22 protein-coding genes are annotated in these 25,397 nt (G+C 62.2%); 12 read left to right on the top strand and 10 right to left on the bottom strand.

The genetic code is table 11. From position 1 onward, the window contains the following. Window positions 1-15: 15 nt before the first annotated feature. Together K0F85_RS17205 and K0F85_RS17200 are read left to right on the top strand one after the other, a co-directional pair. Window positions 16-714 carry a CoA transferase subunit A gene (locus tag K0F85_RS17205; RefSeq protein WP_219117191.1) on the top strand — a complete coding sequence of 233 codons (699 nt, stop codon included), beginning with the start codon at window positions 16-18 and terminating at the stop codon, window positions 712-714. 21 nt (window positions 715-735) lie between these two features. After that, window positions 736-1,386 carry a CoA transferase subunit B gene (locus tag K0F85_RS17200; RefSeq protein ID WP_219117190.1) on the top strand — a complete coding sequence of 217 codons (651 nt, stop codon included), beginning with the start codon at window positions 736-738 and terminating at the stop codon, window positions 1,384-1,386. A gap of 72 nt (window positions 1,387-1,458) precedes the next feature. On the opposite strand, the gene K0F85_RS17195 is transcribed toward K0F85_RS17200, so the two are convergent. Both K0F85_RS17195 and K0F85_RS17190 read right to left on the bottom strand, forming a co-directional pair. Further along, window positions 1,459-1,869 (bottom strand): DoxX family protein, encoded by a 411-nt coding sequence (locus K0F85_RS17195; protein WP_219117189.1) that lies wholly within the window; start codon window positions 1,867-1,869, stop codon window positions 1,459-1,461. A 236-nt stretch (window positions 1,870-2,105) separates the two neighbouring features. Beyond that, entirely contained in the window at window positions 2,106-3,407 is a 1,302-nt protein-coding gene (locus K0F85_RS17190) for a dicarboxylate/amino acid:cation symporter (protein WP_219117188.1), read from the bottom strand. Between the two features lie 334 nt (window positions 3,408-3,741). On the opposite strand from K0F85_RS17190, the gene K0F85_RS17185 reads away from it, so the two are divergent. From K0F85_RS17185 to K0F85_RS17175, 3 genes are read left to right on the top strand one after another with little or no spacing between them, the layout of a single operon-like run. Next, a complete protein-coding gene (locus K0F85_RS17185; RefSeq protein ID WP_219117187.1) occupies window positions 3,742-4,623 on the top strand; it encodes an alpha/beta fold hydrolase in 882 nt (293 codons plus the stop codon). A gap of 58 nt (window positions 4,624-4,681) precedes the next feature. Further along, window positions 4,682-5,032 (top strand): RidA family protein, encoded by a 351-nt coding sequence (locus tag K0F85_RS17180; protein WP_034752339.1) that lies wholly within the window; start codon window positions 4,682-4,684, stop codon window positions 5,030-5,032. A 40-nt stretch (window positions 5,033-5,072) separates the two neighbouring features. Then, window positions 5,073-7,325 carry a bifunctional (p)ppGpp synthetase/guanosine-3',5'-bis(diphosphate) 3'-pyrophosphohydrolase gene (locus tag K0F85_RS17175; RefSeq protein WP_219117186.1) on the top strand — a complete coding sequence of 751 codons (2,253 nt, stop codon included), beginning with the start codon at window positions 5,073-5,075 and terminating at the stop codon, window positions 7,323-7,325. A 53-nt stretch (window positions 7,326-7,378) separates the two neighbouring features. Here K0F85_RS17175 and K0F85_RS17170 read toward each other — a convergent pair whose 3' ends face one another. The 3 genes from K0F85_RS17170 to K0F85_RS17160 all read right to left on the bottom strand — a co-directional run bounded on the left by K0F85_RS17170 (window position 7,379) and on the right by K0F85_RS17160 (window position 10,027). Continuing rightward, on the bottom strand, window positions 7,379-8,362 hold the full coding sequence (locus tag K0F85_RS17170; protein ID WP_219117185.1) for a cation diffusion facilitator family transporter: 984 nt from the start codon (window positions 8,360-8,362) through the stop codon (window positions 7,379-7,381). 131 nt (window positions 8,363-8,493) lie between these two features. Continuing rightward, the gene (locus tag K0F85_RS17165) at window positions 8,494-9,369 is read right to left on the bottom strand and encodes a pirin family protein (protein ID WP_219117184.1); all 876 of its coding nucleotides are present in this window, start codon (window positions 9,367-9,369) and stop codon (window positions 8,494-8,496) included. Window positions 9,370-9,427: 58 nt separating this feature from the next. Continuing rightward, window positions 9,428-10,027 carry an FMN-dependent NADH-azoreductase gene (locus K0F85_RS17160; RefSeq protein WP_219117183.1) on the bottom strand — a complete coding sequence of 200 codons (600 nt, stop codon included), beginning with the start codon at window positions 10,025-10,027 and terminating at the stop codon, window positions 9,428-9,430. A gap of 124 nt (window positions 10,028-10,151) precedes the next feature. Between K0F85_RS17160 and K0F85_RS17155 the strand changes: the two genes are divergently transcribed. Further along, a complete protein-coding gene (locus K0F85_RS17155; RefSeq protein WP_219117182.1) occupies window positions 10,152-11,057 on the top strand; it encodes a LysR family transcriptional regulator in 906 nt (301 codons plus the stop codon). 15 nt (window positions 11,058-11,072) lie between these two features. Here the strand turns inward: K0F85_RS17155 and asd are convergent, their stop codons facing one another. Next, window positions 11,073-11,921, bottom strand: coding sequence for an archaetidylserine decarboxylase (asd, locus tag K0F85_RS17150; protein ID WP_219117181.1), 849 nt, complete (start codon window positions 11,919-11,921; stop codon window positions 11,073-11,075). A 238-nt stretch (window positions 11,922-12,159) separates the two neighbouring features. Between asd and K0F85_RS17145 the strand changes: the two genes are divergently transcribed. The 5 genes from K0F85_RS17145 to K0F85_RS17125 all read left to right on the top strand — a co-directional run bounded on the left by K0F85_RS17145 (window position 12,160) and on the right by K0F85_RS17125 (window position 18,367). Beyond that, entirely contained in the window at window positions 12,160-14,364 is a 2,205-nt protein-coding gene (locus tag K0F85_RS17145) for a TonB-dependent siderophore receptor (RefSeq protein WP_257572842.1), read from the top strand. A 119-nt stretch (window positions 14,365-14,483) separates the two neighbouring features. Next, complete coding sequence (locus K0F85_RS17140; protein WP_219117180.1) at window positions 14,484-15,722, top strand: DEAD/DEAH box helicase; 1,239 nt, start codon at window positions 14,484-14,486, stop codon at window positions 15,720-15,722. A 53-nt stretch (window positions 15,723-15,775) separates the two neighbouring features. Next, the gene (locus tag K0F85_RS17135; protein ID WP_219117179.1) at window positions 15,776-16,393 is read left to right on the top strand and encodes an LON peptidase substrate-binding domain-containing protein; all 618 of its coding nucleotides are present in this window, start codon (window positions 15,776-15,778) and stop codon (window positions 16,391-16,393) included. Window positions 16,394-16,536: 143 nt separating this feature from the next. Then, complete coding sequence (locus K0F85_RS17130) at window positions 16,537-17,280, top strand: DNA-binding protein (protein ID WP_219117178.1); 744 nt, start codon at window positions 16,537-16,539, stop codon at window positions 17,278-17,280. A gap of 139 nt (window positions 17,281-17,419) precedes the next feature. After that, the gene (locus K0F85_RS17125; protein ID WP_219117177.1) at window positions 17,420-18,367 is read left to right on the top strand and encodes a cupin-like domain-containing protein; all 948 of its coding nucleotides are present in this window, start codon (window positions 17,420-17,422) and stop codon (window positions 18,365-18,367) included. On the opposite strand, the gene K0F85_RS17120 is transcribed toward K0F85_RS17125, so the two are convergent. The 4 genes from K0F85_RS17120 to trpS all read right to left on the bottom strand — a co-directional run bounded on the left by K0F85_RS17120 (window position 18,345) and on the right by trpS (window position 23,135). Then, entirely contained in the window at window positions 18,345-19,076 is a 732-nt protein-coding gene (locus K0F85_RS17120) for a bifunctional 2-polyprenyl-6-hydroxyphenol methylase/3-demethylubiquinol 3-O-methyltransferase UbiG (protein WP_219117176.1), read from the bottom strand. The two genes, K0F85_RS17125 and K0F85_RS17120, sit on opposite strands and share 23 nt — an antisense overlap. Continuing rightward, complete coding sequence (locus K0F85_RS17115) at window positions 19,073-20,314, bottom strand: voltage-gated chloride channel family protein (protein WP_219117175.1); 1,242 nt, start codon at window positions 20,312-20,314, stop codon at window positions 19,073-19,075. Before K0F85_RS17115 ends, K0F85_RS17120 begins: the two co-directional genes overlap by 4 nt. An 11-nt stretch (window positions 20,315-20,325) precedes the next feature. Then, window positions 20,326-21,939 carry a pyridoxal-dependent decarboxylase gene (locus K0F85_RS17110; RefSeq protein ID WP_219117174.1) on the bottom strand — a complete coding sequence of 538 codons (1,614 nt, stop codon included), beginning with the start codon at window positions 21,937-21,939 and terminating at the stop codon, window positions 20,326-20,328. 119 nt (window positions 21,940-22,058) lie between these two features. Then, a complete protein-coding gene (gene trpS, locus K0F85_RS17105; protein WP_219117173.1) occupies window positions 22,059-23,135 on the bottom strand; it encodes a tryptophan--tRNA ligase in 1,077 nt (358 codons plus the stop codon). Window positions 23,136-23,452: 317 nt separating this feature from the next. On the opposite strand from trpS, the gene K0F85_RS17100 reads away from it, so the two are divergent. Then, the coding region (locus K0F85_RS17100) for a CocE/NonD family hydrolase (RefSeq protein ID WP_219117172.1) at window positions 23,453-25,397 on the top strand (1,945 nt) is incomplete at its 3' end.

Below are 25,397 nucleotides of genomic sequence, written 5' to 3'. Positions count from 1 at the left end.
GATAGAGGGACACTCATGAATAAAGTTTATCCTGACGCCGCCTCGGCGCTGGCCGGTATCGTCCAAGATGGCCAGACCATCGCCGTCGGCGGCTTCGGCCTGTGCGGCATTCCCGAAGCGCTGATCGCTGCCTTGCGCGATTCGGGCGTGACGGGCCTGACGGCCATTTCCAACAACGCCGGCGTGGACGGCTTCGGCCTGGGCCAGCTGCTCACCACGCGCCAGATCAAGAAAATGATCGCCTCCTATGTGGGCGAAAACAAGGAATTCGCGCGCCAGTACCTGGCCGGCGAACTGGAGCTGGAATTCACGCCGCAAGGCACCCTGGCCGAGAAATTGCGTGCCGGCGGCGCCGGCATTCCCGCCTTCTTCACCAAGACCGGCGTGGGCACCATCGTCGCCGATGGCAAGGAAATCCGCGAATTCGACGGCGAACAATACGTGATGGAACGCAGCCTGGTGGCCGATGTGTCGCTGGTGAAAGCCTACATGGCCGACCGTGCCGGTAATTTGGTTTACCGCAAGACGGCGCGCAATTTCAACCCGAACGTGGCCATGGCCGGCAAGATTACCATCGTCGAAGTGGAAAAACTGGTCGAAGTGGGCGAGATCGACCCGGACCAGGTGCATACGCCCAGCATCTTCGTGCACCGCATCGTGGTCAATGCGAACCCGGAAAAACGCATCGAGCAGCGCACCGTGCGCGCCGACTAAATACAAGATTGGGAGATGATTATGGCTTGGACACGTGACGAAATGGCCGCGCGCGCGGCAAAGGAATTGCAGGATGGCTTTTATGTGAACCTGGGCATCGGCTTGCCGACCCTGGTGGCGAACTATGTGCCGGAAAATATGGAAGTGTTCCTGCAGTCGGAAAACGGCTTGCTGGGCATCGGCCCGTTCCCCACCGATGCGCAAGTCGATGCGGACCTGATCAATGCGGGCAAGCAGACGGTAACGGCCTTGCCCGGCGCCGCCTACTTCAGCTCGGCCGACTCCTTCGGCATGATTCGCGGCGGCAAGATCAACCTGGCCATCCTGGGTGCCATGCAAGTGTCGGAAAAAGGCGACCTGGCAAACTGGATGATTCCAGGCAAGATGGTCAAGGGCATGGGCGGCGCCATGGACCTCGTCGCCGGCGTCAAGCGCGTGGTCGTGCTGATGGAACACGTGGCCACGGCCAAGGATGGCACGACGTCGCACAAGTTGCTCAAGCAGTGCGACTTGCCGCTGACGGGCGTGGGCGTGGTCGACGTCATCATCAGCGACCTGGGTGTCATCGACGTGACGGAAAACGGCTTGAAGCTGGTGGAACTGGCGCCTGGCGTGACCAAGGAACAGGTGCAGGCTGCCACGGGCGCCGAGCTGGACGTTTCCGCCGTCTAAGTACAATATACGCCGCGCAATAGCAGCGGCGCGTCGTGACGAAGAAGGGCGGACAGCGATTTCCGCCTTTTTTTATGCGCCCGCCTTGCCGCGCAGTCCGTCGAGGCTGTAGGCACCGGCACCCGCCGCGGCGAAGTACAGGAAGGTGAAGCAGTACAGCACGGCCAGTTCGCCGCCGTTCAGGATGGGCAGGAAGGCCGCTGGTGCATGCGCCATGAAGTAGGCGGCCGCCATCTGGCCCGACAGGATGAAGGCGACGGGGCGCGTGAACAGGCCGACTAGCAGCAGAGTGCCACCCACCAGTTCGAGCACGCCGGCCGCGCCCATCAGTGAAAATAGTTGCAAGCCATCGAACATGGCCACGTGTGGCGCGCCGAACAGTTTTGCGGTGCCGTGCTGCAGGTAGAGGAAGCCGACGATGATGCGCAGCAGGCCTAGCAGGCGTGGGGTCCAGGTGGCGAGGAGGGCGGGCGAGAGGAACATGAGGTACTCCATTCAAAAAGGGTGGATAGCTCGGTGTCAGGCTTGCATTAACGCAATGTGATTATGCGGGAGCCAGGCGGCGAGTCATAGAGACTACTGTAATGGTTTTTTATTCATTGATCATTATGGTAAATATTGATGCATGATTTACTGTTTGTTGATGATGGGCTAAAGTGCGCGCACATGAAAAAAGCCCCGCGGATCGCTCCGCGGGGCTTCTATCTGGCTGTTGCCGCTTACTTGACGATATTCACGCTCGGCGCGACATAAGCGTCGTCGGTCGGGTGGGTGGGATGGGCCAGCTCGCTGTGCAGCTTGTCCATGTCCAGCTCTTTTTCCCATTTCGACACGACGATGGTGGCCACGCCATTGCCGACGAAGTTGGTCAGCGCGCGGCATTCGCTCATGAAGCGGTCGATGCCCAGGATCAGCGCCATGCCGGCCACGGGAATCGTCGGTACCACGGCCAGCGTGGCGGCCAGGGTGATGAAGCCGGCCCCCGTGATGCCGGAGGCACCTTTCGAGGTCAGCATCGCCACGCCCAGGATGGTCAGTTCCTGCCAGATGGTCAGGTCCGTGTTGGTCGCTTGCGCCACGAACAGGGCGGCCATGGTCATGTAGATGTTGGTGCCGTCCAGGTTGAACGAGTAGCCGGTAGGCACGACCAGGCCGACTACCGGTTTCGAGCAGCCCAGGCGCTCGAGTTTTTTCATCAGGGCCGGCAGGGCCGATTCCGACGAGCTGGTGCCCAGCACGATCAGCAGTTCTTCCTTGATGTACAGCAAGAAGCGGCCGATCGAGAAGCCGGTGTACTTGGCGATCAGGCCCAGCACGACGAAGACGAACAGGAAGCAGGTCAGGTAGAAGGAACCCATCAGCTTAGCCAGGGGAATCAGCGACGCCAGTCCGTATTTACCGATGGTAAAGGCCATCGCGCCGAAGGCGCCGACGGGCGCGGCTTTCATGATGATGTTGACCATGCCGAAGATGGCATGCGACAGTTCGTCGATCAGCTTGGTGACCGGACGGCCGCGTTCGCCCAGCAGCGAGAGCGAAAAGCCGAACAGGATGGCGATCAGCAGCACTTGCAAGATGTCGCCCTTGGCGAAGGCATCGACGAAGGTCTTCGGGATGATGTTCATCAGGAAGTCCACCGTCGACAGGCCTTCGGCGTGCGTGTATTGCGCGATCGATTTGGCGTCGAGGTGGGCGGGATCGGCGTTGAAGCCGGCACCCGGTTTCAGGATATTGGCAACCAGCAAGCCGATGCCCAGTGCGAAGGTGGAGACCACTTCAAAGTACAGCAGCGCCTTGCCGCCCACGCGGCCGATCTTCTTCACGTCTTGCATGCCGGCAATGCCGGAGACCACGGTACAGAAGATCACCGGGGCGATGATCATCTTGATCAATTTGATAAAGCCGTCGCCCAGCGGTTTCATGTCGACGGCGTTGGAAGGGTAAAACACCCCCAGCAGCACGCCAGCCACGATGGCGAACAGCACCTGCACGTACAGGATTTTATAGAATGGTTTTTTCATGAGTGGTCTCCTCTTGCGGGTTGATGCTGCGATCATCCGCCCATTGCTGAGCTGGCTCAATTGTGGATAACCGCAGATATGCCGTTTCGCTATATCGGGTATTGCGCCAGGCATGGTGTGCTGCGGCGCAGCATTTCAGGCGCGCGCTTGGAGCATTGCCCGCGCTGCGCTACACTGCCATAGTGTCGCGCACGAGGCAGCCGGCAAATCGCCGGTTTCTTCTTTTTTACTACCAAATAACGACGCCGGACAAAACCGTAGCGAGCGCAAGGGGATTGTGGCCTGCGACGCGCAGCAGGTTTTCTCCGGTGTCATAAGGAAATAAGGAATTGGCATGATCGAAGCGAGCATCAAATCCGTCCAGTGCATCTCTCCCGCAGGCTTGCATACCATGTCGTACAAGGAGTGGGGGGCGCTCGACAATCCGAACGTGCTCGTCTGCGCCCATGGCGTGACGCGCGTGGCGGACGACTTCGACAACCTGGCGCGCGCCATGGCCAGCGATTACCGCGTCATCTGTCCCGACGTGGTGGGGCGCGGGCGCTCGGGCTGGCTGGCCAACCCGCAGTTTTACCGCGTACCGCAATATGTGAGCGACATGGTGACTCTGCTGGCGCGCGTGCTCGCCGATGGCGAGCGCCAGACGGTGGACTGGTTCGGCACCTCGATGGGCGGCTTGATCGGCCTGGGTCTGGCTTCCTTGCCCAACAGCCCGATCAGCAAGCTGGTGCTGAACGATATCGGCCCGACCCTGGCGCCGGACGCCTTGCAGCGCATCGGCGACTACATCGGCCAGGATTTGCGTTTCGACACCTTCGAGCAGGGCGCCAAGTTTGTGCGCGACGTCTCCGCCAGCTTCGGCCCACATACGGATGCGGAGTGGCATAAACTGGCCACCGATGTGTTGCGCCAGGATAAGGATGGCCATTGGCGCCGCCACTATGATATGGGGCTGGCCATGCCGTTCCGCTCGGCCACGCCGGAATCGGCCGCCAACGACGAAGCCATGTTGTGGGCCGCGTATGATGCCGTGCGCTGTCCCACCTTGCTGGTGCGCGGGTCGGAGTCCGATCTGCTGTCGCACGCGACGGCGCAAAGCATGCTGGGCCGCGGCCCGAAAGCGCAGCTGGTGGAAATCGCCGGCGTGGGCCACGCACCCACTTTTGTCCACGACGACCAGATCGCCATCGCGCGCCAGTTTTTGCTGGGCAAGTAATCAGCTATCAATGTAGCCATAACGCTGTACAGATTTTGAAACAACCGAAAGAAGAAGCATGGAAATTACACGACTGCACGTAGGCAAACGCCTCTCCGAAGTAGCGATACATAACAACACCATCTACCTGGCTGGCCAGATCGCCGAAGACACCACGCAGGGCATCGTCGGCCAGACGCGCGAAGTGCTCGGTCACGTCGACCGTTTGCTGATGGAAGCGGGCAGCGACAAGACGTGCATCCTGTCGTGCCAGATCTATATCGCCGACATGAAAGACTTCCCCGGCATGAATGAAGTGTGGGATGACTGGGTCGCCTCCGGCCACACGCCGCCGCGCGCCACGGTGGAAGCGAAGCTGGCCAATCCGGCTTGCCTGGTTGAAATCGTCGTCATCGCTGCAGAGCGTTAAGTCATTCAGTTATTTAGTTGTTAAGTTTATAAGGCATTACATGGTTTCCATCTCGGCCCCGAATAGCGCCACATCGGAACAACTGGTAGAGGGCTTGAGTGCGCCGGACAGCGCGCGCGTGCTGGACGCGCTCGCGTATGCCACCGAAGCGTATGGCGACAAGCAGACCTTTGCTGGCCGCTCCGCGCTGGAGTTCGCTCTCGGCGTGGCTACCACTCTGGCTTTCCTGCGCAGCGATGCCGAAACGCGCATCGCCGGCCTGATGTTCGAGCTGACCCTGCTGGAACCCGATACGGCGGCCGATATCGAACCGCGCTTCGGCAAGCAGGTGTGCGACCTGGCGACCGGCGTGCGCCAGCTGATACGCTTGCGGGCGCTGACCCAGGCGCAGCACGGCAGCGCTGGCGGGCGAGGCAAGAATGCGGCACAGCAAGCCGTGGCCCAGGTGGAAACCTTGCGCAAGATGTTGCTGGCGATGGCGTCCGACATGCGTGTCGTGCTGGTGCGCCTGGCGGCCTGCGTGACGACCTTGCGCTATTTCGCCGAATTGAAGTTATTCAATGAAATGACGCGCGAATACGGCAAGGAAACGCTGGATTTGTACGCGCCGCTGGCCAACCGCCTCGGTATCTGGCAGCTGAAGTGGGAGCTGGAAGACTTGTCCTTCCGCTTCATCGAACCGGAAGCGTATAAGCGCATCGCCAAGATGCTGGAAGAAAAGCGCATGATGCGCGAGGGCTTCGTTTCCTCGGCGATTCTGCGCCTGCAAACGGAACTGGCTTCGGCCGGCATCCAGGCCGAAGTGTTTGGCCGCCCGAAACACATCTACAGCATCTGGAACAAGATGCGCGGCAAGGAGCTGGACTTTACGGCCCTGTACGATGTGCGCGCCTTCCGCGTCATCGTTGCCGACGTCAAGACTTGCTACACGGTATTGGGCGTGGTCCACAATATCTGGACCCCCATCCCGAAAGAATTCGACGATTACATTTCGCGGCCGAAACCGAACGGTTATCAGTCGCTGCACACGGTGGTGACGGCCGAGGATGGCCGTCCGCTGGAAGTGCAAATCCGCACCAATGAAATGCACAGCTTTGCCGAATACGGCGTGGCCGCGCATTGGCGCTACAAAGAAGAGGGCGGCTCGAACTTTGCCGGCCAGAAATACGACGAAAAGATCGCCTGGCTGCGCCAGTTGCTGGCCTGGAAGACGGAAGTGGCAGACGCCGTCGTGGGCCAGGAAGAAATCCAGCGCGAATGGGTGGAAAAGTTAAAATCGGCCACCCTGGACGACCGCATCTTCGTCATGACGCCGCAGGCGCGCGTGCTGGAGTTGCCCGTGGGCGCCACGCCTGTCGACTTTGCCTATCACTTGCACACGGATGTGGGCCACCGCTGCCGTGGCGCCAAGGTCGACGGCATCATGGTGCCTTTGAATACCCAGTTGAAAAACGGCCAGACCTGCGAAATCATCACGGCCAAGGGTGCGCCAGGCACGGCCGGGCCGTCGCGCGACTGGCTGGGCACCGGTTACGCCGTCAGCACGCGCACGCGCTCGAAGATACGCGCCTGGTTTCACGCCATCGACATGCAGGAAACCCTGGCCCACGGCCGCGCGCTGGTGGAAAAATCGCTGCAGCGCGAAGGCAAGACAGCGGTCAACCTCGAGGCGCTGGCGCAAAAGCTGGGCTTTGCGAAAGTCGACGAGCTGTTCCTGTCGGTGGGCAAGGATGAATTCAGCCTGCGTCACGTGGAGCAGGCGCTGCACGACAATGGCGAAGTGGTGGTGCCGGAAGATGCCGTGCTGGTCGGTAAAAGCCGCGCTTCCAGCGTGGAGCAGGGCGCCAAGTCCGGCGTGCTGGTGGTGGGCACGGAAGGTCTGATGACGGTGCTGGCCAAATGCTGCAAGCCGGCGCCGCCGGATAGCATCGTCGGCTTCGTGACGCGCGGCAAGGGCGTCTCCATCCACCGCGCCACTTGCAAGAATTTCGAGGAAATGCGCGCCAAGGCACCCGAGCGCGTGATTTTCACGGAGTGGGGCAGCACGGGCGGCCACGACACCGTCTACCCGGTCGATATTTTCATTCTGGCCGGTGACCGCCAGGGCTTGCTGCGCGACATCTCGGAAATCTTTTCGCGCGAAAAGATCAACGTGATCGGCGTCAACACCCAAAGCGCCAAGGGCCAGGCCCGCATGACGTTTACGGCCGAGATCAGCGCGACGGCGCAGTTGTTGAAGGCGCTGAATGTGATCAAGGACGTCAGCGGGGTGCTTGAGGCGCGGCGTAGCTGACGCAATGAACTGCCGGGGGCAGACCCCCAATGCCGCTAACGTAAAGCCCTGCGCTAACGTGGCCGAGGGTCTGACCCCAGTCCTGGCTGATGTGTCTTGTCGCCGTCATGCAAGCCCGCCATCGCCGCCGTCTCCGGCTGCAAAGTAATATGATCGATGCCATGTTTGGCCAACAGCATCTTCTTGATCGCGCGCAAGACCTTGGGCCAGTGGTCGAGGTGCTCGATTTCCACGTGGCCGATCAGGGCCGGCTGGCCCGGCGACATGTCCCACACATGTAAATCGTGCACGGCAACCACGCCATCGACTTGCTCCACGTCCGTGCCCACTTCGATGTAGTCGATGTGCATGGGCACGCCTTCCATCAGGAAATGGTAGGACTCGCGCAGCACGCCGAAGGTGGATTTCAGGATCAGCAGCGACACCAGCACGGACAGCAGCGGGTCGATCTGCATCCAGCCCGTAAAGTAAATCACGGCGCCGGCGATGATGGCGGCGACCGAACCGAGTAAATCGCCCATCACATGCACGAGGGCGGCGCGCGTATTCACGCTTTGCTTGTCTTTCGACAATACCCACGCCACTACCACGTTGATCGCCAGGCCGATGAAGGCGACGATGAAGACCATGCCGCCCTTGACGGCTTGCGGGGCGGAAAAGCGCAGCACGGCTTCATAGCAGATCCAGCCCACCACGCACAGCATGGCCAGGCCGTTGACGAAGGCGGCCAGCGCCTCGGCGCGGCCAAAGCCGAACGAGTGGCGCGGCGAAGGCGGGCGGCGCGCGATGATTTGCGCCAGCAGGGCCAGGCCCAGCGCTGCCGCGTCGGTGACCATGTGGCCCGCGTCGGAAATCAGGGCCAGCGAATTGGACAGGAAGCCGGCGATCACTTCGATGCCGGCAAACGACAGGGTCAGTCCCAGCGCCCACGCCAGGATGCTCTGGCTGCGCCCTTCGAACGAGTGGGTGTGCTGGGCGTCGCCCTTCCGGTGGGCGTGCAAATGGGTGGCGTCGTGTTCGGTCTGCGTCGGCTGCATGGAATGCTTTGTGGAATGAGGTTGCCGTCAGTGTAATTGAAAAGCAACAACATAGTCGGCGCGTAAAAAAACCTGCAGGCCGAGAGGCACTGCAGGTCTTTCCTGTAGCAAGCAATGTGACTGAGACAGACTTACTGCGGCGCCGTCTCGCCAAACTTCCCTTCGCGGAAATCCTGTACGGCCTGGAACACTTCTGCCTGGGTATTCATGACAAACGGGCCATACTGTGCGATCGGCTCGTTCAAGGGTTGGCCGGCGACGAGGATCACGCGGCCGCCTTCGGGCGCCTCGATGCGCACGCCATCGCTGCCCGGCGTGTTGGCGAAGATCGCCATGCGCAGGGCGGGCACGGCCTTGCCATCGACTTGCACTTCGCCACGAAACGTGTACAGGAAGGCGTTATGGCCTGGCGGCAAGGGCTGCTCGAAACTGCTGCCGGCCGGCAAGTCGATGTCCAGGTACAGCGGTTCCGTCAGTTCGCGCTGCACGGCGCCCGTCACGCCATGGCTGGTCCCGGCGATCACTTGCACTGCCACGCCCGCGTCTGTCGTGTAGCGGGGGATTTCATCGCTGGTGAAATCGCGATACCACGGCGTGCGCATCTTGTCGCGCGCTGGCAGGTTCAGCCACAGTTGAAAGCCTTCCATCACGCCTTCTTCCTGCTCCGGCATTTCCGAGTGGATCACGCCGCTGCCGGCCGTCATCCATTGCACGCCGCCCGACGTCAGCAAGCCTTCGTTGCCCGCGCTGTCCTTATGGCGCATGCGTCCCGTGATCATGTACGAGACCGTTTCGAAACCCCGGTGCGGATGCTCGGGGAAGCCGGCGATATAGTCGTTCGGCTTGTCGCTGGCAAAGTTGTCGAGCATTAAGAACGGGTCGAGACGGCGCTGCAACGGCTGTGTCAGCACACGGTTGATCTTCACGCCGGCGCCATCCATGACGGCCTGGCCGGCGATCACGCGCTCGACGGCGCGTGCTTGCTTGACGGTGGTGGTATCGCTCATTGTTCTCTCCTGTAGGCCAGGACGGCGCCAGTGCGCCGCCCCTTTTTACTGCTGGGGATTACACCAGGATCGCGTTGATCTCGGCGTCCGCTTGCGCTTGCGCCTTGGCCACGGCTTCCGGGCCCATGCCCATGCCTTCCGAATACACGTATTGCACGTCGGTCAGGCCCAGGAAGCCGAACATGGTATTCAGGTAAGGCACCTGGCTATCGTTGGCGCTATCGCGGTGCAAGCCGCCGCGGGACAGGCCCACGTAGACTTTCTTGCCGGTCAGCAGGCCAACAGGGCCGTTTTCCGTGTACTTGAAGGTGACGTTGGCGCGGGCAATCGCGTCGAACCAGCTTTTCAGTTGCACGGTGATGCCGAAGTTGTACATCGGCGCGCCAATGACGATGACGTCGGCTGCTTGCACTTGCGCGATCAGCGCGTCATCCAGGGCGATGCGGGCCGCTTGGCTTCCCGTGCGCTGGTCCGCTGGCGTGAACAGCGCCTGCAGGGTCGGCTCGTCGAGCACGGGGTGCGGCGTGGCTGCCAGGTCGCGGCGCGCCAGGCTTGCTTGTGGATTGGCCGCTTGTACGCGGGCAACGATGGCGTCAGCCAGACGGGTCGAGGCGGAACCGGTGCTGCGGGCGCTGGAATTAATTTGCAGGATGTTCATCTTGTTTTCTCCGTTGTGAGGTGTCTTGCGATGGATGAACTATAGCAATTCCAAAATTGATGCGGAAGCCGTTAAAATGGATAACATTAATCCACTCATGGAACAATAAAGTTAAAGGTAGGCGATGGATATCGATCCCGGAGATTTGCTGCTGTTTGCGCGCGTCGTCGAATGCGGTAGTTTCAGTCGCGCCGCCGTGCGCGTGGACTTGCCGAAGTCAACCCTGTCGCGGCGCATCTCGCTGCTGGAAGCGAAGTTGGGCGAACGGCTGCTGCTGCGTACCACGCGCAAGCTGGCGCTGACGGAGTTTGGCGCCAGCCTGCTCGAGCATGCGCGCAAGGTGGTGGAAGAAACGGAGGCGGCCGGCGCGCTGGCGCAGCACCGCCAGGCGGGGCCCAGCGGCTTGCTGCGCATTTCCATGCCGGCCGATTTCGGCGACACGCTGATGCGCCAGGTGCTGGCTGAATTCGTGCGCCGCTACCCGGCCATTTCGCTGGAGCTGGACTTGTCGGCGCGCCGCGTGGATTTGCTGGAAGAAAATTTTGACCTGGCCATCCGCATGGGCAATTTGCCCGACGACGCCAGCCTGTCGGCGCGCCGCGTGGCGTTCAGCACTCTGGCACTGTATGCCTCGCCGCAATACACGAGCGTGCACGGCTTGCCCGAGCATCCCGACGACCTGTACGGCCATGATTTGCTCAGCTTGCCACGCGCCGTGCATGGCCTGGTGCACTGGACTTTGATCCGTGGCAAGACGACGTGGGAGCGCGATTTACCCGTGCGCCTGCTGGCCAATTCGCCGGAATTGCTGGTGCGCATGGCCTGCACTGGCGTGGGCATCGCGGCCAGCACGGACCGCTTCGCCAAGCCGTATGTGGCGACGGGGGAATTGGTGCGGGTCTTGCCCGAGTGGTGCTTTCCGCTGGTCACGGGCTGGGCTGTGTTTCCAGGCCGGCGTTTGATGCCGGCCAAGACGCGCGCGTTTCTCGACTTGATGGAAGAAATGTATCAGACGGACGCGCCTGTTTAAACAGGCGCATGTCCCTTATTTGGGCACGTTGCCCATGACTTCGCCCAGTTGCACGGGGCCGGCCGCTTGCCAGTTGGCATTGAAGTCCACGGTATCTTTCGGGAACAGCATGACGACGGTCGAGCCGAGCAGGAAGCGGCCCAGCTCTTCGCCCTGTTTCAGCACCACATTGTCGTTGGCGTAGCTCCAGTCGCGCACCTGGCCAGTGCGGGGCGGATTGACGACGCCGTGCCAGACGGTGGCCATGCTGCCGACGATGGTGGCGCCCACCAGGGTCATGACGAACGGGCCGTTGGCCGTGTCGAACACGCAGACGACGCGTTCGTTGCGGGCGAACAGGCCGGGAATGCCGCGCGCCGTGGTCGGGTTGACGGAAAACAGTTCACCGGGAATATAGATCATGCGCGTCAAGCGGCCATCGCAGGGCATGTGGATGCGGTGGTAGTCGCGCGGGCTCAGGTACAGGTTGGCGAAGCTGCCGTGTTCGAACCGGGCCGCCAGGGCCGCATCGCCGCCCACCAGGGCCGTGGTGCTGAAGTTGTGGCCCTTGGCCTGGAAGATCTGGTCCTTGTCGATCGTGCCGAACTGGCTGATGCGGCCATCGACGGGGCAGACGTAGTCGGCTGCCGCCAGCGGACGGGCATCGGGGCGCAGCGCGCGCGTGAAAAAGTCGTTGAAGCTGGCGTAGTGCGTGATGTCCGGGTCCAGTGCCTCATCCATGTTGACGTTGTAGTGGCCGACGAACCAGCGGATCAGGCGCGTCGTCATGGCGCCGCCCTTGGCACCGGCGATCCAGCCGGCAAAATTGGTCAACGCTCCCTTGGGCAGCAGATATTGAGGCAAAACGGCAAGACGGTCAGACACGATGGGGAGCCTTTGACGGGGTGATGGGAAATGGCGAAAACGCATTATAGCGGCGATGTGGCGCGCAATGATATGTACCGTATGCAAGGGTACCTAGCACTGTCTGCCGCCGAATTTAATTTGCCATAGGGTATATTTTCAAGAAACTGTGTCATAAGAGCAAAATTGTCGCACAATACGGCGGCCAGTTTTTTAGCTTTTAGCCATTTTTATTCAGCCAACTTTTTTTAGCCAGCTCATGATGCCACGCCGTTGCCTCCGCCTCACCGTTATTGCCTCCGCCGTCTTGTTTGCCTGGAATGTCCAGGCCCAGCAATCCGAAACGCCGGCCGTCGCGCCGCTGAAGGCCGAGAAGGCCGCCGCGCCCGCCATGCAAACCGTGGAAGTCAAGGGCAGCGGCTATGATCCGCGCCGCGACGATACGGCCAGCAAGATGGTCGTGGGCAGCGAGGAAATCCTCAAGTATGGCGATACCAATGTCACCGACGTGCTCAAGCGTTTGCCCGGCATTACGGTGTCCGGCGCGGCCGGGCGCTCGGGCGGCGAAATCCGCATGCGTGGCCTGGGCAGCGGCTACACGCAGATATTGCTCAACGGCGAGCGCGCGCCGGCCGGTTTTTCGCTCGATACTTTGTCGCCGGACGTGATCGAACGCATCGAGATTTTGCACGCGGCCAGTGCCGAGTACAGCACGCAGTCGATCGCCGGCACCATCAACGTGGTGCTGAAAAAGGCCGTCAAAACAGCGCAGCGCGAGCTCAAGCTGGGCGTGCAGGGCAGCGACGTGAGCTTTTCGCCCAGCGTCAATGTGCAATTGTCTGACCGCGACGGCAATTTCTCGTATTCGCTGGCCGGCTCGCTGTACCGCTACGATTACCATTACGATAATCCCGGGCTGGAACTCGGTTATGCGCCCGACGGACGGCAAAACCTGCTGCGCCGCACGAGCGGCACGGGCGATGGCCGCCCGGAAGGCATCAACCTGTCGCCGCGCCTGAACTGGGTGCTGGCCGGCGGCGACAACGTGACGGCGCAATTCTTCTTCAATGGCGGACGCTCGAACCACCGCAATGTCAGCCGCGCCGTGACGGAGCAGGGCTTGCGCCCCGACTACGACATGAATACGGGCAACTCCAGCAATCACAATGCCTTTGGCCGCAGCGACCTGACGTGGATGCACAAGCTGGCCGGCGGCGCCAAACTGGAATTGAAAATCGGCGCCTCGGCCGCCCGCAATACGTCCGACAGCTTGCAGCAAGGCTTTATCGATGGCAGCGGCCTGGCGCTGGAGCGCAAGGTGGGCTTGAAGGCGACTGAAAACGGCGTCAGTTCGACCGGCAAGTATTCCACGCCCTTGCTGCCCGGCCATGCCCTGTCCATGGGCTGGGATGGTGCTTACACCGAGCGCGAGGAAGCGCGCCGGCAGCGCGAAGCGGCCCTGGGCGCGCGTCCGCCCGTCAACAGCGACGAGGGTTTCGACGCCACCATCAAGCGCCTGGCACTGTACGTGCAGGATGAATGGGACATCACGCCGCGCTGGTCCATGTATGCGGGCGTGCGTTGGGAAGGCATCGATACGCGCAGCGCAGGCAATACCTACGACGAAGTGAATCAGCGCACCAGCGTCTGGAGTCCGCTGCTGCAAACCCTGTGGAAGTTGCCCGATACCAAGGGCGACCAGGTACGCCTGGCCCTGACGCGCACCTACAAGGCGCAACCGACGTCCAGCCTGATTCCGCGTCGCAATACTTCGACCAACAATAGCCAGACGGACCCCGACCGAGAAGGCAATCCTTACCTGAAACCGGAGCTGGCGCTGGGCATCGATGCCTCCTACGAACACTACTGGGCCGAAGGCGCCTTGCTCAGCGCGCGCGCCTCGGCCCGCCGCATCGACGGCTATACGCGCCAGGGTTTGCTGTTCATGAATGACCGCTGGGTCTCTACGCCCGTCAACGATGGCCGCGCGAATACGCAGACCTTGGAGCTGGAGGCGAAGTTCCCGCTGCGCGCCGTGATGGCCGCGCCCGTACCGGGCATCGACTTGCGCGCCAGCGTCAGCCGCAACTGGTCGCAGGTGGAGCAGGTACCGGGACCGAATAACCGGCTCGACCAGCAAACCCCCGTCAGCGGCAACTTTGGTCTCGATTACAAGACACCCGGCGGCATGCTGACCACGGGGGGCAGCTTTAACTTCCGCAACGGCGGCCCCGTGCGCATCACCGAGCGCCAGAGCGCCTACACCTCGCCGCGACGCGACCTCGACATTTATGCGCTGTGGAAATTCGATGCGAAGAACCAGCTGCGCCTGGCTGTGTCAAACCTGCTGGCACAAGACTTCGAAAGCGACACCATCTATACGGACGCCAGCGGCACGATCCTGCGCAACAGCATTTCACCGAGCTCGCCGCAGGCGCGCGCGACCCTGGAAATGAAGTTCTGATGGCCATGTTTTTGTGCTGAAAACCCCGGCCCGCCTCCACGCTGGCCTATAATCTCGGCAATTGCGCGCACGGCCAGTTCGTGCGCGCCACCTTTTCCTTTGCCAAGATTGCTTTCCCCATGACGTTTTCCTCCCTCGGCCTGATCGATCCCCTGGTCCGCAAACTCGATGAGCTCGGCTATGCCAAGCCCACGCCCGTGCAGGCGAAAGCGATTCCTGCCGTGCTGGCCGGGCGCGACCTGATGGCTGCCGCCCAGACGGGCACGGGCAAGACGGCCGGCTTTGCCGTGCCGCTGCTGCAGCGTCTGACACTGGAGGGCGTGGTGGCGCCGCAGTGCGTGCGGGTGCTGGTACTGGTGCCCACGCGCGAACTGGCCGAGCAAGTGTATGCCAGCTTCCGCAGCTATGGCGGTAACTTGCCGCTGCGCAGCTTTGTCGCCTATGGCGGCGTGCCCATCGAGCCGCAGATCAGCAAACTGCGCAAGGGCCTCGACGTGCTGGTGGCCACGCCGGGCCGCTTGCTGGACTTGCAGACGCAGGGCGCCGTGAAGTTCGAGCAAGTGCAGACGCTGGTGCTGGACGAGGCGGACCGCATGCTGGACCTGGGCTTCGAGCGTGAGCTCGATATATTGCTGATGACTATGCCCAAGCAGCGCCAGACCCTGCTGTTCTCGGCCACCTTCTCGGATGCCATCCGCGCCATGGCGAAAACCATGCTGAAAGACCCCGTCACGGTGGAGGTCAGTGCGCGCAACAGCACGGTCAAGGCCGTGCAGCAATCGCTCATCGTATGTGACAAGAAACGCAAGCCGGAACTGTTCTTGCACTTGCTGAAGAAAAAGCGCTGGGGCCAGGTACTGGTCTTCGTCAAGACGCGCAAAGGTGTCGAGTTACTGGTGAACACCTTGCTGGAACAGGGCGTGCGCGCCGATGCCATTCACGGCGACAAGACGCAGCCGAACCGCTTGCGTGCGCTGGCCCGTTTCAAAGCGGCGGAGGTGCAGGTGCTGGTGGCCACCGACGTGGCCGCCCGCGGGCTCGATATTGAGCAATTGCCCGTCGTCGTCAATTTCGACTTGCCCACCGTGGCGGAAGACTATATCCACCGCATCGGCCGCACGGGCCGCGCGGGCGCCTCGGGTGTCGCCATTTCCCTCGTCTGCGCCGACGAGGTGGAATTGTTGTCGGCCGTCGAAGCGCTGACGCGGCAAACCCTCAAACGCAACGAGGAGCCCGGTTTCGAGGCGGAACACCGCGTGCCGGGCACGTCCGCCGGCGGCACCATCGAGAAGAAAGCCGTCAAGGTACTGGCGCCGAAGGCGGCCGAGCGGGCCAAGAAGCGCCGTTTTTATAAATAATCGCAGGCGCAAGGCGCGCTGCAGGGATATGGCATTCGTGCCATCATGCGGCTATGACTTCGATCCCTTTGTTCCCGCTCAATACGGTGCTGTATCCCGATGGCTATTTGCCCCTGCAGATCTTCGAGGTACGCTATCTTGACATGATACGTCAGTGCATCATGGACGAGCAGCCATTTGGCGTGGTGCAGCTGCTCGATGGCACGGAAGTGCGCAAGCCGGGCCAGCAGGAAGCCCTGGCGCCCGTGGGTACCATGGCGCGTATCGTCGATTGGGCGGCGCCCCTGTCGGGCTTGCTGCAAATCAAGTGCATGGGCTTGCAGCGTTTTCACATCGTTTCCAGCGAACAGCTCAAGCACGGCTTGTGGATGGCGCAAGTCGAAACCTTGCCGCCCGATAAAATCATTCCCCTCCCGCAAGAGCAGCAGAACGTGGCCGACGCGCTCGGTGCCCTGATCCGCACCTTGCAGGAGCAAAAGATCCCGCCCGAACAAATGCCGCTACAGCCGCCTTACCGGCTCGACGAGTGCGGCTGGGTGGCGAACCGCTGGTGCGAGCTGCTGTCCCTGAGCGCCATGCAAAAGCAATTGCTGCTGAGTCAAGACAATCCCGTGCTGCGCCTGGAACTGGTGCAAGACATGCTGACGGAAAATGGCTTGCTGGAAGAGTAAATCACCGCAAGCCGCATGCTTGCACACACTTCCGTTGTGCAATTGCAATTTCTATTGAGAAATACTTTACGCTTTGCCGCCGCTGGCATAAGATAATGCCCTTGGGCAAGATTGCCCTGGGCAACACTCAAGAGTACACGACAATGTCAAAAGTAAGCGCGGAACAGATTAATGCGGCAATGGATGCGATGGCGGGCGAAGGCCAGGCCATCACGGTGCGCGCCTTGCGCGAACGACTGGGCCATGGCGCTTGCCTGGGTACCATCAGCAAGCTCTTGCTGCGCCGCAAGGCCGGCGCGCAGCGCCAGATCGCTGCCGCCGCCGAACTGTCGCCCGTGCTGCAGCAAGCCATCCTCGATTATGTAGGACAGGAATTAAGCGCCAGCCACAGCGCGCATGAAGCCGAAATGAACGACAATCAGCAGGAATTGATGGACCTGGCCAGCGAGAACGAGCGCCAGCAAGAAATGCTCGACCTGCAAGCGGGCGAGCTGGAAACCTTGCGCGAGGAGCTGGAACGGGAGCGGCAAGTGGCAAACCAGGCCCGCACGGACCTGGCCAAGGCGCAGCTGCGCCTGGAAGGCTTGCCGCGCCTGGAAGAGGCGGCCGAGCAGGCGCGCATGGACCTGGCCAAGGCGCAATTCAAGCTCGAAGGCATCCCGCGCCTGGAAGAGGCCGCCGAAGCGGCGCGCGCCGAACTGATACAGGCCCAGCTGAAGCTGGAAAGCCTGACGCGCGTGGAAACGGAACTGGCGGCCGCGCGCCTGGAACTGGAAGCGGAGCGCGAAGAGCTGGGCGAAACGCGCGCCGAACTGGACGAGGAGCGCACCTTGCGCATCAAGGCGCAGCAGTTCATCGTCGATCCGATATTCAAGACGCCTGTGTAGGAACACCTGAGCAAACCTGCTGCGCGTCGGCATAGGCGGCTTGCGATGCGTCGTGGATAGTGTGTCATGCGGGCCTTGCTGGCTTAAAATGGCGCACTGTCGCGCCATGCGGCGCGGCGCCTGATCGCAAAGAAGGTTTATGTCCGTAGAAAAAGAAGTGCCGCTCCCGTTTGCTGCCACCCCCATATCGCCGCGCGCGTTGCCGCCCAGGCCGCCAGCAGAATTCAGTTCGCCCGAAGCGGCACTCGCGCGCAAGCAGGCGCGCGAAGACAAGGATGCGCAGGTGCGCGGCGTCACCTCCATCGACGCCATGCGCGTGGCCATCAAGCAGACGGCGCGTGACTTGCCCACCATCACCGAGGTGCCGCGCCTGGCCATGCTGGACGCCGCCGCCTTCCGTGCGCGCGCCGCGCTGGGCTTGCCTTTCCTGATGCGCGGGCTGGTGCAGCGCTGGCCCCTGTCCAGGCTGCAGCCTGCCGTCTTGCGCGAGCAGTTCAGCCACGTGCCCGTGCGTGCGCGGGTGGGCGACTACATCAACACGGCGTTTGCGGCCGACCGCGCCATGCAGGACATGTCGATGGGGCAATACCTGGACCTGGTGGCAGAAGGCAAATACGCGCTGCCGCCGTATCTGGGCAACCTGGAATTGCGCGAGCTGAACCGCCTGTGCCATTGGCCCACGTATTTCGACAAGATGGGCCCGCCGCGTTTCTGGGTGGGGCCGGCCGGCACGGTGACGCCTTTGCATTGCGATTACGACGACAATATCTTCGCGCAAGTGTGGGGCCGCAAGCGCCTATTTTTATCGCCGCCGCACCACGACGCCTTCCTGTATCCGCGCGAGGCGAACGCCATCCTGTTCGGTTCACCCTTCGACCCGGAAGCGCCCGATTTCGAGCGCTTCCCGCTGGCGCGCCAGGCATTGATGATCGAATGCCTCGTCGAGCCGGGCGATATGCTGTACGTGCCCGCCGGCTGGTACCACCAGGTCCGCGCGCTGACGTTTTCGCTGTCGTCGAACCGCTGGGCCAGGGCCGTGCCGCTGGCGCTGCATGGCGGGGAAATTAAGGCGCGCCACAGCCTATGAGCAACAGCATCGGCCTTTCGCGCTCTTCGGCCAGCGCCGGCTGCTGCGCAATCTGATCGTCTGTCGGGCCCCATTCTTCCACCTGTTCCAGCTGGAAACCGGCGTGTAGCAAGGCATTCAAGGTCGTGCCCAGGGTGCGGTGCTGCTTGATCACGCCGGGCGCCAGCCAGTCCGAGATGCGCGGGCCTTGCTGCTGGTAACTGTCGACGGGCCAGTGCTTGCGGCCCTGCGCATCGGTCAGCCAGCCGGGTTGGCGCGGCGCCATGAAGATCGGATGCTCGATAGAAAATACCAGCTTGCCGCCTGGCTTTAAACTCTGGCGGATGGTGGCTAGCAGGGTGGTGTAGTCTTCGATGTAGTGGAAGGCCAGCGAGCTGTAGACGAGGTCGTAGCTGGCCGGTGGCAAGGTCAGTTGTTCCATATCGAGTCGGGCATACCCGAGCGCTGCCTGATTGCCCATGCTGCGCGCCTGCGCCAGCATCTTTTCCGAGACGTCCACGCCCAGCACCCGCGCCGCGCCGGCTTGCACTGCCCAGCGGCAGAACCAGCCATAGCCGCAGCCCAGGTCGAGCACGTTTTTTCCTTGTAAGTCGGGCAGCATGGCGCGCAGGGCTGGCCATTCGGGCGCCGCATCGAGGCCGCCGACGGAGCGGGGCAGTTGGCTGTAGCCGGTAAAGAAGGTGTCGTTGTCGTAGATGTTCTGTGTCATGTGTCCGTATCCTTGTGTATGGTGCGTTTGGCGTGGCCGCTGCGCTGTGCCCGGTAAATGCCCGCGTGGCCGGAAAACAGATAGGCCACGACGCAGGCGATGGCGGCATAGACGCCGATCTCGGCGCCGAACAGCTCCATGGCCATCAGCGTCGAGGCGATGGGCGTGTTGGCCGCGCCGGCAAACACGGCGACGAAGCCGATGGCGGCCAGCAGGGTGACGGGTTGGTGCAGCAGCGGGCCCAGCGCATTGCCCAGGGTCGCGCCGATGTAAAACAGGGGCGTCACTTCGCCGCCCTTGAAGCCCGTGCCCAGAGAGACGATGGTAAACGCCATCTTGCCGAGGAAATCGTAGGCTGGCAGCGGCTGCTTCAAGGCGTCAACGATGGTGGGAATGCCCAGGCCGATGTAGCGATCCGTGCCCAGCAGCCACACGGCGATGGCGACGGCGAGGCCGCCGGCCAGCGGACGCAACGGGGCGTAGCCGATCCAGCGTTTCATCAGCCCGCTCAAGCCATGCGTGGCTTGCGCAAACACCTTGCCCGTCACGCCGAACAGCACGCCCGCGATTACCATGGCGCACAGGGGCCAGGCAGAGAGGGCGGGGGTCAAAGGCACGGCGTAATGCGTGTGTTGCACACCCCACCACAGGCCCACCTGGTCGGCGATGACGGCAGCTAGCAGGCAGGGCAGCATGGCTTCATAGCGCAGGCGGCCGATGGCCAGCACTTCCAGGCCGAAGATGGCGCCCGCCAGCGGCGTGCCGAAGACGGAGGCAAAGCCGGCGCTGATGCCGGCCATCAGGATGATGCGTCGGTCGTCATTGTTCAAACGAAACATGCGCGTCAGCTGGTCGGCCAGCGCGCCGCCCATCTGCACGGCAGTGCCTTCGCGCCCGACAGAAGCGCCGAACAAATGCGAGATGACGGTGCCGCCCAGCACCAGCGGCGCCATGCGCAGCGGAATGATTTTTTTCGGGTCGTGGATTTCATCGAGTAGCAGATTCGCGCCGCCTTCGACACTGCTGCCGTAGCGCAAATACAGCCAGCCGACGGCAAAGCCGGCCACGGGCAGCAGCCAGATCAGCCAGGCGTGCGCCATCCGGGTGCGCGTCGCCCAGTCCAGTGAGAACAGGAAACCGGCCGAGGCCGAGCCGGCCAGCACGGCCACGACCAAGGCCAGCAGCAGCCATTTCAACAGATGCCGTAACAGATCGGTAAGGGCGCTAAGACGCTGCATCGGACATCCAGTCAAGGCTGATTGGGGGAGATTCCTTGCAGGCCCAGTTCCGCCACCAACGCCTGCCCGATGGCGCGCTGTTCGGCCAGGATGGCGCGCAAGTGGTGGGGGCGCGTCTTGACATTCGTCATGACCACGCGCAGCACATTGGTGGGGCCAGGATAGCGCGTCGATTCCAGTACCGTGCGCGAGACAAAGCTGTGGCCCTGCGCTTTTTGCCGGTTTTGCAGCTTGGCGTTGAGTGTGTTCAACTGCTTGTTCAGTTCGGTCGCCGCCTCCACCTGGCCATCAGCCAGCAAGCTTTCCATACGCTGGCGCAAGTGTGCGGGCAGGTAGCGGTAGGTCAGAATGAAGGTGTCCGAACGCGTGACGAGTTCGAAATCCTGCTGGTCAGCCAATAAATCCTGCAACTGGCCGGACAACGTGGCCGCCTGCTGCAGCAAGGTCGTGTAGCCGGACACGCCCAGCACTTTGAACGAGGTCCACAGTTTCAAGGCGTCGAAGCGGCGCGAGCCTTCCAGCGACGTCTGGCCCAGGTCGCCCGAGTTGTCGCGCAAGATGTAGTTGGCGTTGTGTTTGAGTAGGTTCAGGCTGGCGCTGTCCTTGAACAGCACCATGCTTTGGGCCATCGGCACCCACAGCAGCTTATGCCCGTCGATGACGACGGAGTCGGCCAGAGCGATGCCGTCGTACAGCGCGCGGTACTGTTCCGCGATCAGCAGGGCGCCGCCCCAGGCCGCATCCACATGGAACCAGATGCTTTCTCGGGCGGCAATGGCCGCCATGGCGGCCAGCGGATCGATGGCGCCCGTCTCCGTCGTGCCGGCGATGCCGATCATGGCGATGACCTTGATCTTGCGCGACTTCAATTCGGCAATCGTCGCTTCCAGCGCGGCGATATCGATGCGGTTGTCGCGGTCAACGGCTACCAGGTGCAGGGCGTTTTCACCGAGGCCCAGGGTCGCCAGCGCCTTTTTCACGGAATAATGGCTGCGGGCCGAGCCGATCACGGCCAGTCCCGCGTAGCCCGATTCCTGCATGGCGGCAAACAGGCCACGCTTGCGCGTGCCGGGCAGCTGCTGTTCCAGCGCCACGGCCAGCGCCGTCAAGTTGCCCATGGTGCCGCCATTGACGACATTGCCCAGCGCGCCGCTGGTGGCGGCCATCGCCTGCGTGTAGACGCTATCGGCGTGCTGGTACACCTGGCGGTGCAGCCAGCCCAGGATCTGTTTTTCGATCAGGGTCGACACATACGCTGTCTCGATCTTTACCTGGTTCTGGTTCAGGGTGGCCGTAAACGCTTCGGCCAGCACGCTGATCCAGGGCAGGGCCTGCGTCATGTGGCCGATGTATTGCGGGTGGTTCAGCTGGGCCGTATTGGCCAGCACGGTAGCGTCGAGTTCTTGCAGGAATGCCGCCACGGGCATGCCGTGCGCGGGCAGGCAGGTGTCGGACAGTTGCGTCAGCAGTTCCGCGTATGGCGTGTGCGGATACGGCGTGTCGCGCTCGGCGGCCAGCCAGCCGCCCAGCATGCGCAGCGCCTGCTGCAGGGGCGCGGGCGAGCGTTGCAGCGCATCGATGGAAAAATGCTGCTGCAGCAGCTGTTCGACAGGGGTATCGTTCATGGCGCTTTGTCTTCTCTACGGATTGCTGATGCCACGGTGACAAACGAATTGCGCCCAGGCGAAAGCGGGATTTTACCCGACTCCGCCTGGGCGCATCAGTTTGCTATTCCTGTCTGTGATCAGAAGTAGTTCAGGCCCAGTGCCGACTTGACTTCATCTGCCGTGCGGGCCGCTACTTCGCGTGCCTTGAAGGTGCCTTCTTTCAACATCTGGATGACTTGGCCTTTGTCCTTGGCGAACTCTTCGCGGCGGGCGCGGATAGGCGCCAGCATTTCCTGCAAGACCAGGTCCAGGCGCTTCTTGACGATGCTGTCGCCCAGGCCGCCACGCACATAATGGGCTTTCATGTCGGCCAGCGCCGCTTTTTCCGGGTCAAACGCGTCCAGGTAAGTGAAGGCGATGTTGCCTTCCAGGTGGCCCGGGTCTTCGACGCGCAGGTGCAGCGGGTCCGTGTAGACTTTTTTCACGGCGGCCGTGATTTCGGCCGATGTCGCGCCCAGGTTGATGGTATTGCCCAGCGACTTGCTCATCTTGGCCTTGCCGTCGATGCCGGGCAGGCGGCCGATGTCCGGCACCAGCGCCTTGCATTCCATCAGCACTTCACGGTTGTACATGCGGTTGAAGCGGCGCACGATTTCATTCGTTTGTTCGATCATGGGGATCTGGTCTTCGCCCACGGGCACCACGCCTGCCTTGAAGGCCGTGATGTCGGCCGCCTGGCTGGCCGGGTAGGTCAAAAAGCCGGCCGGGATGTCGCGCTCGAAGCCGCGCAGGCGGATTTCTTCCTTGACGGTGGGGTTGCGCTCGAGGCGCGCCACGGTGACGATGTTCAGGTAGTAAAAGGTCAGTTCGGCCAGTTCCGGGATTTGCGACTGGATGAATACCGTGGTTTTCGTCGGGTCGATGCCGACGGCCAGGTAGTCGAGCGCCACTTCGACAACATTGCGGTGCACCTTGTCGATGTCGTCCATATTGTCCGTCAGCGCCTGCGCGTCGGCCAGCATGATGAATTGCTTGTAGCTGTTCTGGTAAGCGACGCGGTCGCGCAGGCTGCCCACGTAGTGGCCCAGGTGCAAGGGGCCGGTCGGGCGGTCACCCGTCAGGATCACGGATTGCGAAGCGATGGCGGCGGCCGACAGCGGTGCTGCGACTGCGTCGTTCTGGTCTTGGGTATTGGGGGTACTAGGCAAGCTCATCAAGTTTCCTTTTGAGCCGCCTGCATCGGGGATGATCCAGGCTGGAGCCTGTTACGCCACCGATCGAGGCGGCGTGGATCAAATTCACATCACTATGCAGTGGCCGCGCGAAAGTGAGCAGGACCACCAATTCAAGCAGGCGTGTTGTGACGGGATAAATTTCATGGCGTTATGGTTGCAGTTCGTGCGCGTTCTGTCAAGTTGCGTGCCGATATATCTGCTGCGTTGCGCCATAGTCTAGCCTTCTGTAGAACTTGCTTTCCGGGTACTATTGCCGTTCGGCCACTTTTGCGTGGCATGAATCATTGGAGAACAGTATGCGCGTGTCGTCCCCCGTCCGGCTCACCGGCCTGGCCCTGGTTGTCAGTTCCCTATGCAGTTCCCTCTTTGTGGCGCCGGCGATGGCGCAAACGCCACCGATGACGCCCGATATCGGCGCCAAGCTGGTGATGCCTGACGTCAATGATTACGTCAAGCGCGTGGTGATGATCCCCATGCGCGACGGTGTCAAGCTGTACACGGTGATCGTCGTGCCGAAAGAGGCCAAACGGGCGCCCATCATGCTCACGCGCACGCCATACAATGCGGCCCGTCGCGCCCAGCGCGCGACCAGCGCCAGCATGCTGGCCACCTTGCCGCAGGGCGACGATACCCTGGTGGAAAACGGCTACATCCGCGTATTCCAGGACGTGCGCGGCAAGCATGGCTCCGAAGGCGATTACGTCATGACGCGCCCCGTGCGGGGGCCACTGAACAATACCAAGGTCGATAACGTGACCGATGCCTGGGATACGATCGACTGGCTCGTGAAAAACGTGCCGGAGAGCAATGGCAAGGTAGGCATGGTGGGTTCATCGTACGAGGGACATACGGTGCTGATGGCCCTGGTGGACCCGCATCCGGCGCTGAAGGTGGCCATACCCATGAGCGCCATGGTCGATGGCTGGCGCGGTGACGACTGGTTCCATAACGGCGCCTTCCGCATGCCCAGCCTGTCTTACCTGGCGTGGCAGACGAGCGTGCGCGGCAGCGGCGACGCGCCCGTGACGGGCGTCTACGACGACTACGACGGGTATCTGCGCATCGGCTCGGCCGCCGACTACGCGAAAAAGTTCGGCATCGACAAGCTGGCCTACACGAAAAAACTGTTCGAACATCCGGCTTACGACAGTTACTGGCAGGAACAGGCGCTCGACAAGATCCTGGCCAAGCGCCCGTTGATCGTGCCGACCATGCACGTGGTGGGGCAGTGGGATCAGGAAGACATCTATGGTCCCTATGCCACCTACTGGGCAATGGAGGGGCGCGACACGCGCAACAACCTCAATTACCTGGCCATCGGTCCGTGGCGCCACAGCGGCGTCAACTATGAAGGCTCCAGCCTGGGCGCCCTGAAGTTTGACGGCGACACGGCGCGCCAGTTCCGCGAAAAAGTCATGCAGCCCTTCCTCAATCAATACCTGAAGGATGGCGCACCGGAAGCCAATACGCCGCCAGTGACGTCTTACCAGAGCGGCACGAACCAGTGGCAGCGCTTGTGGCAGTGGCCGCTGGCTTGCGAGACCTGCGAAACCAAGCTGACGCCGATCTACCTGCAGGATGGGTACAAGCTGGGCTTTGCGCCGGCGCCAGCGGCATCAGACTCTGCCAGTGGCGCGTACGACGAATACGTGGCCGATCCGGCGAAACCCGTGCCGTTTGTCGCGCGTCCCGTGCGCCTGAGCGATGGCGAGCAGTGGAAGCCATGGCTGGTCAGCGACCAGCGCGGCTATGCGGACCGCACGGACGTGCTCAGCTATGTTTCCGAACCGTTGAAGACGGCCGTGCGCATCGCCGGCGCGCCTGTGGTCAATCTGTTTGCCGCCACCAGCGGCACGGACGCCGACTGGGTGGTGAAACTGATCGATGTGTATCCTGACGAAGTGCCGTCGCAGCCGGCCATGGGCGGCTATCAACTGGGCGTGGCGATGGATATCTTCCGCGGCCGTTATCGGGACAGCCTCGAACATCCGACGGCCATTCCGGCGGGCAAAGTGGAGCGCTACCGTTTCGCCTTGCCGAATGCGAATCACGTCTTCCTGCCCGGCCACCGCATCGCCGTGCAAGTGCAGTCGAGCTGGTTCCCCCTGTACGACCGCAACCCGCAAACCTTCGTGCCGAATATCTTCCTGGCCCAGCCAGGCGATTACAAGAAGGCCACGCAGCGCGTGTACCACGCGGCAGGGGCGGCCAGCGCCATCGAGTTGCCGATTGCGCCGCTCG

Source organism: Janthinobacterium sp. UMAB-56 (assembly GCF_900095265.1).
GTDB lineage: Bacteria > Pseudomonadota > Gammaproteobacteria > Burkholderiales > Burkholderiaceae_D > Janthinobacterium.
This window is presented reverse-complemented; position numbering and strand designations above follow the sequence as displayed.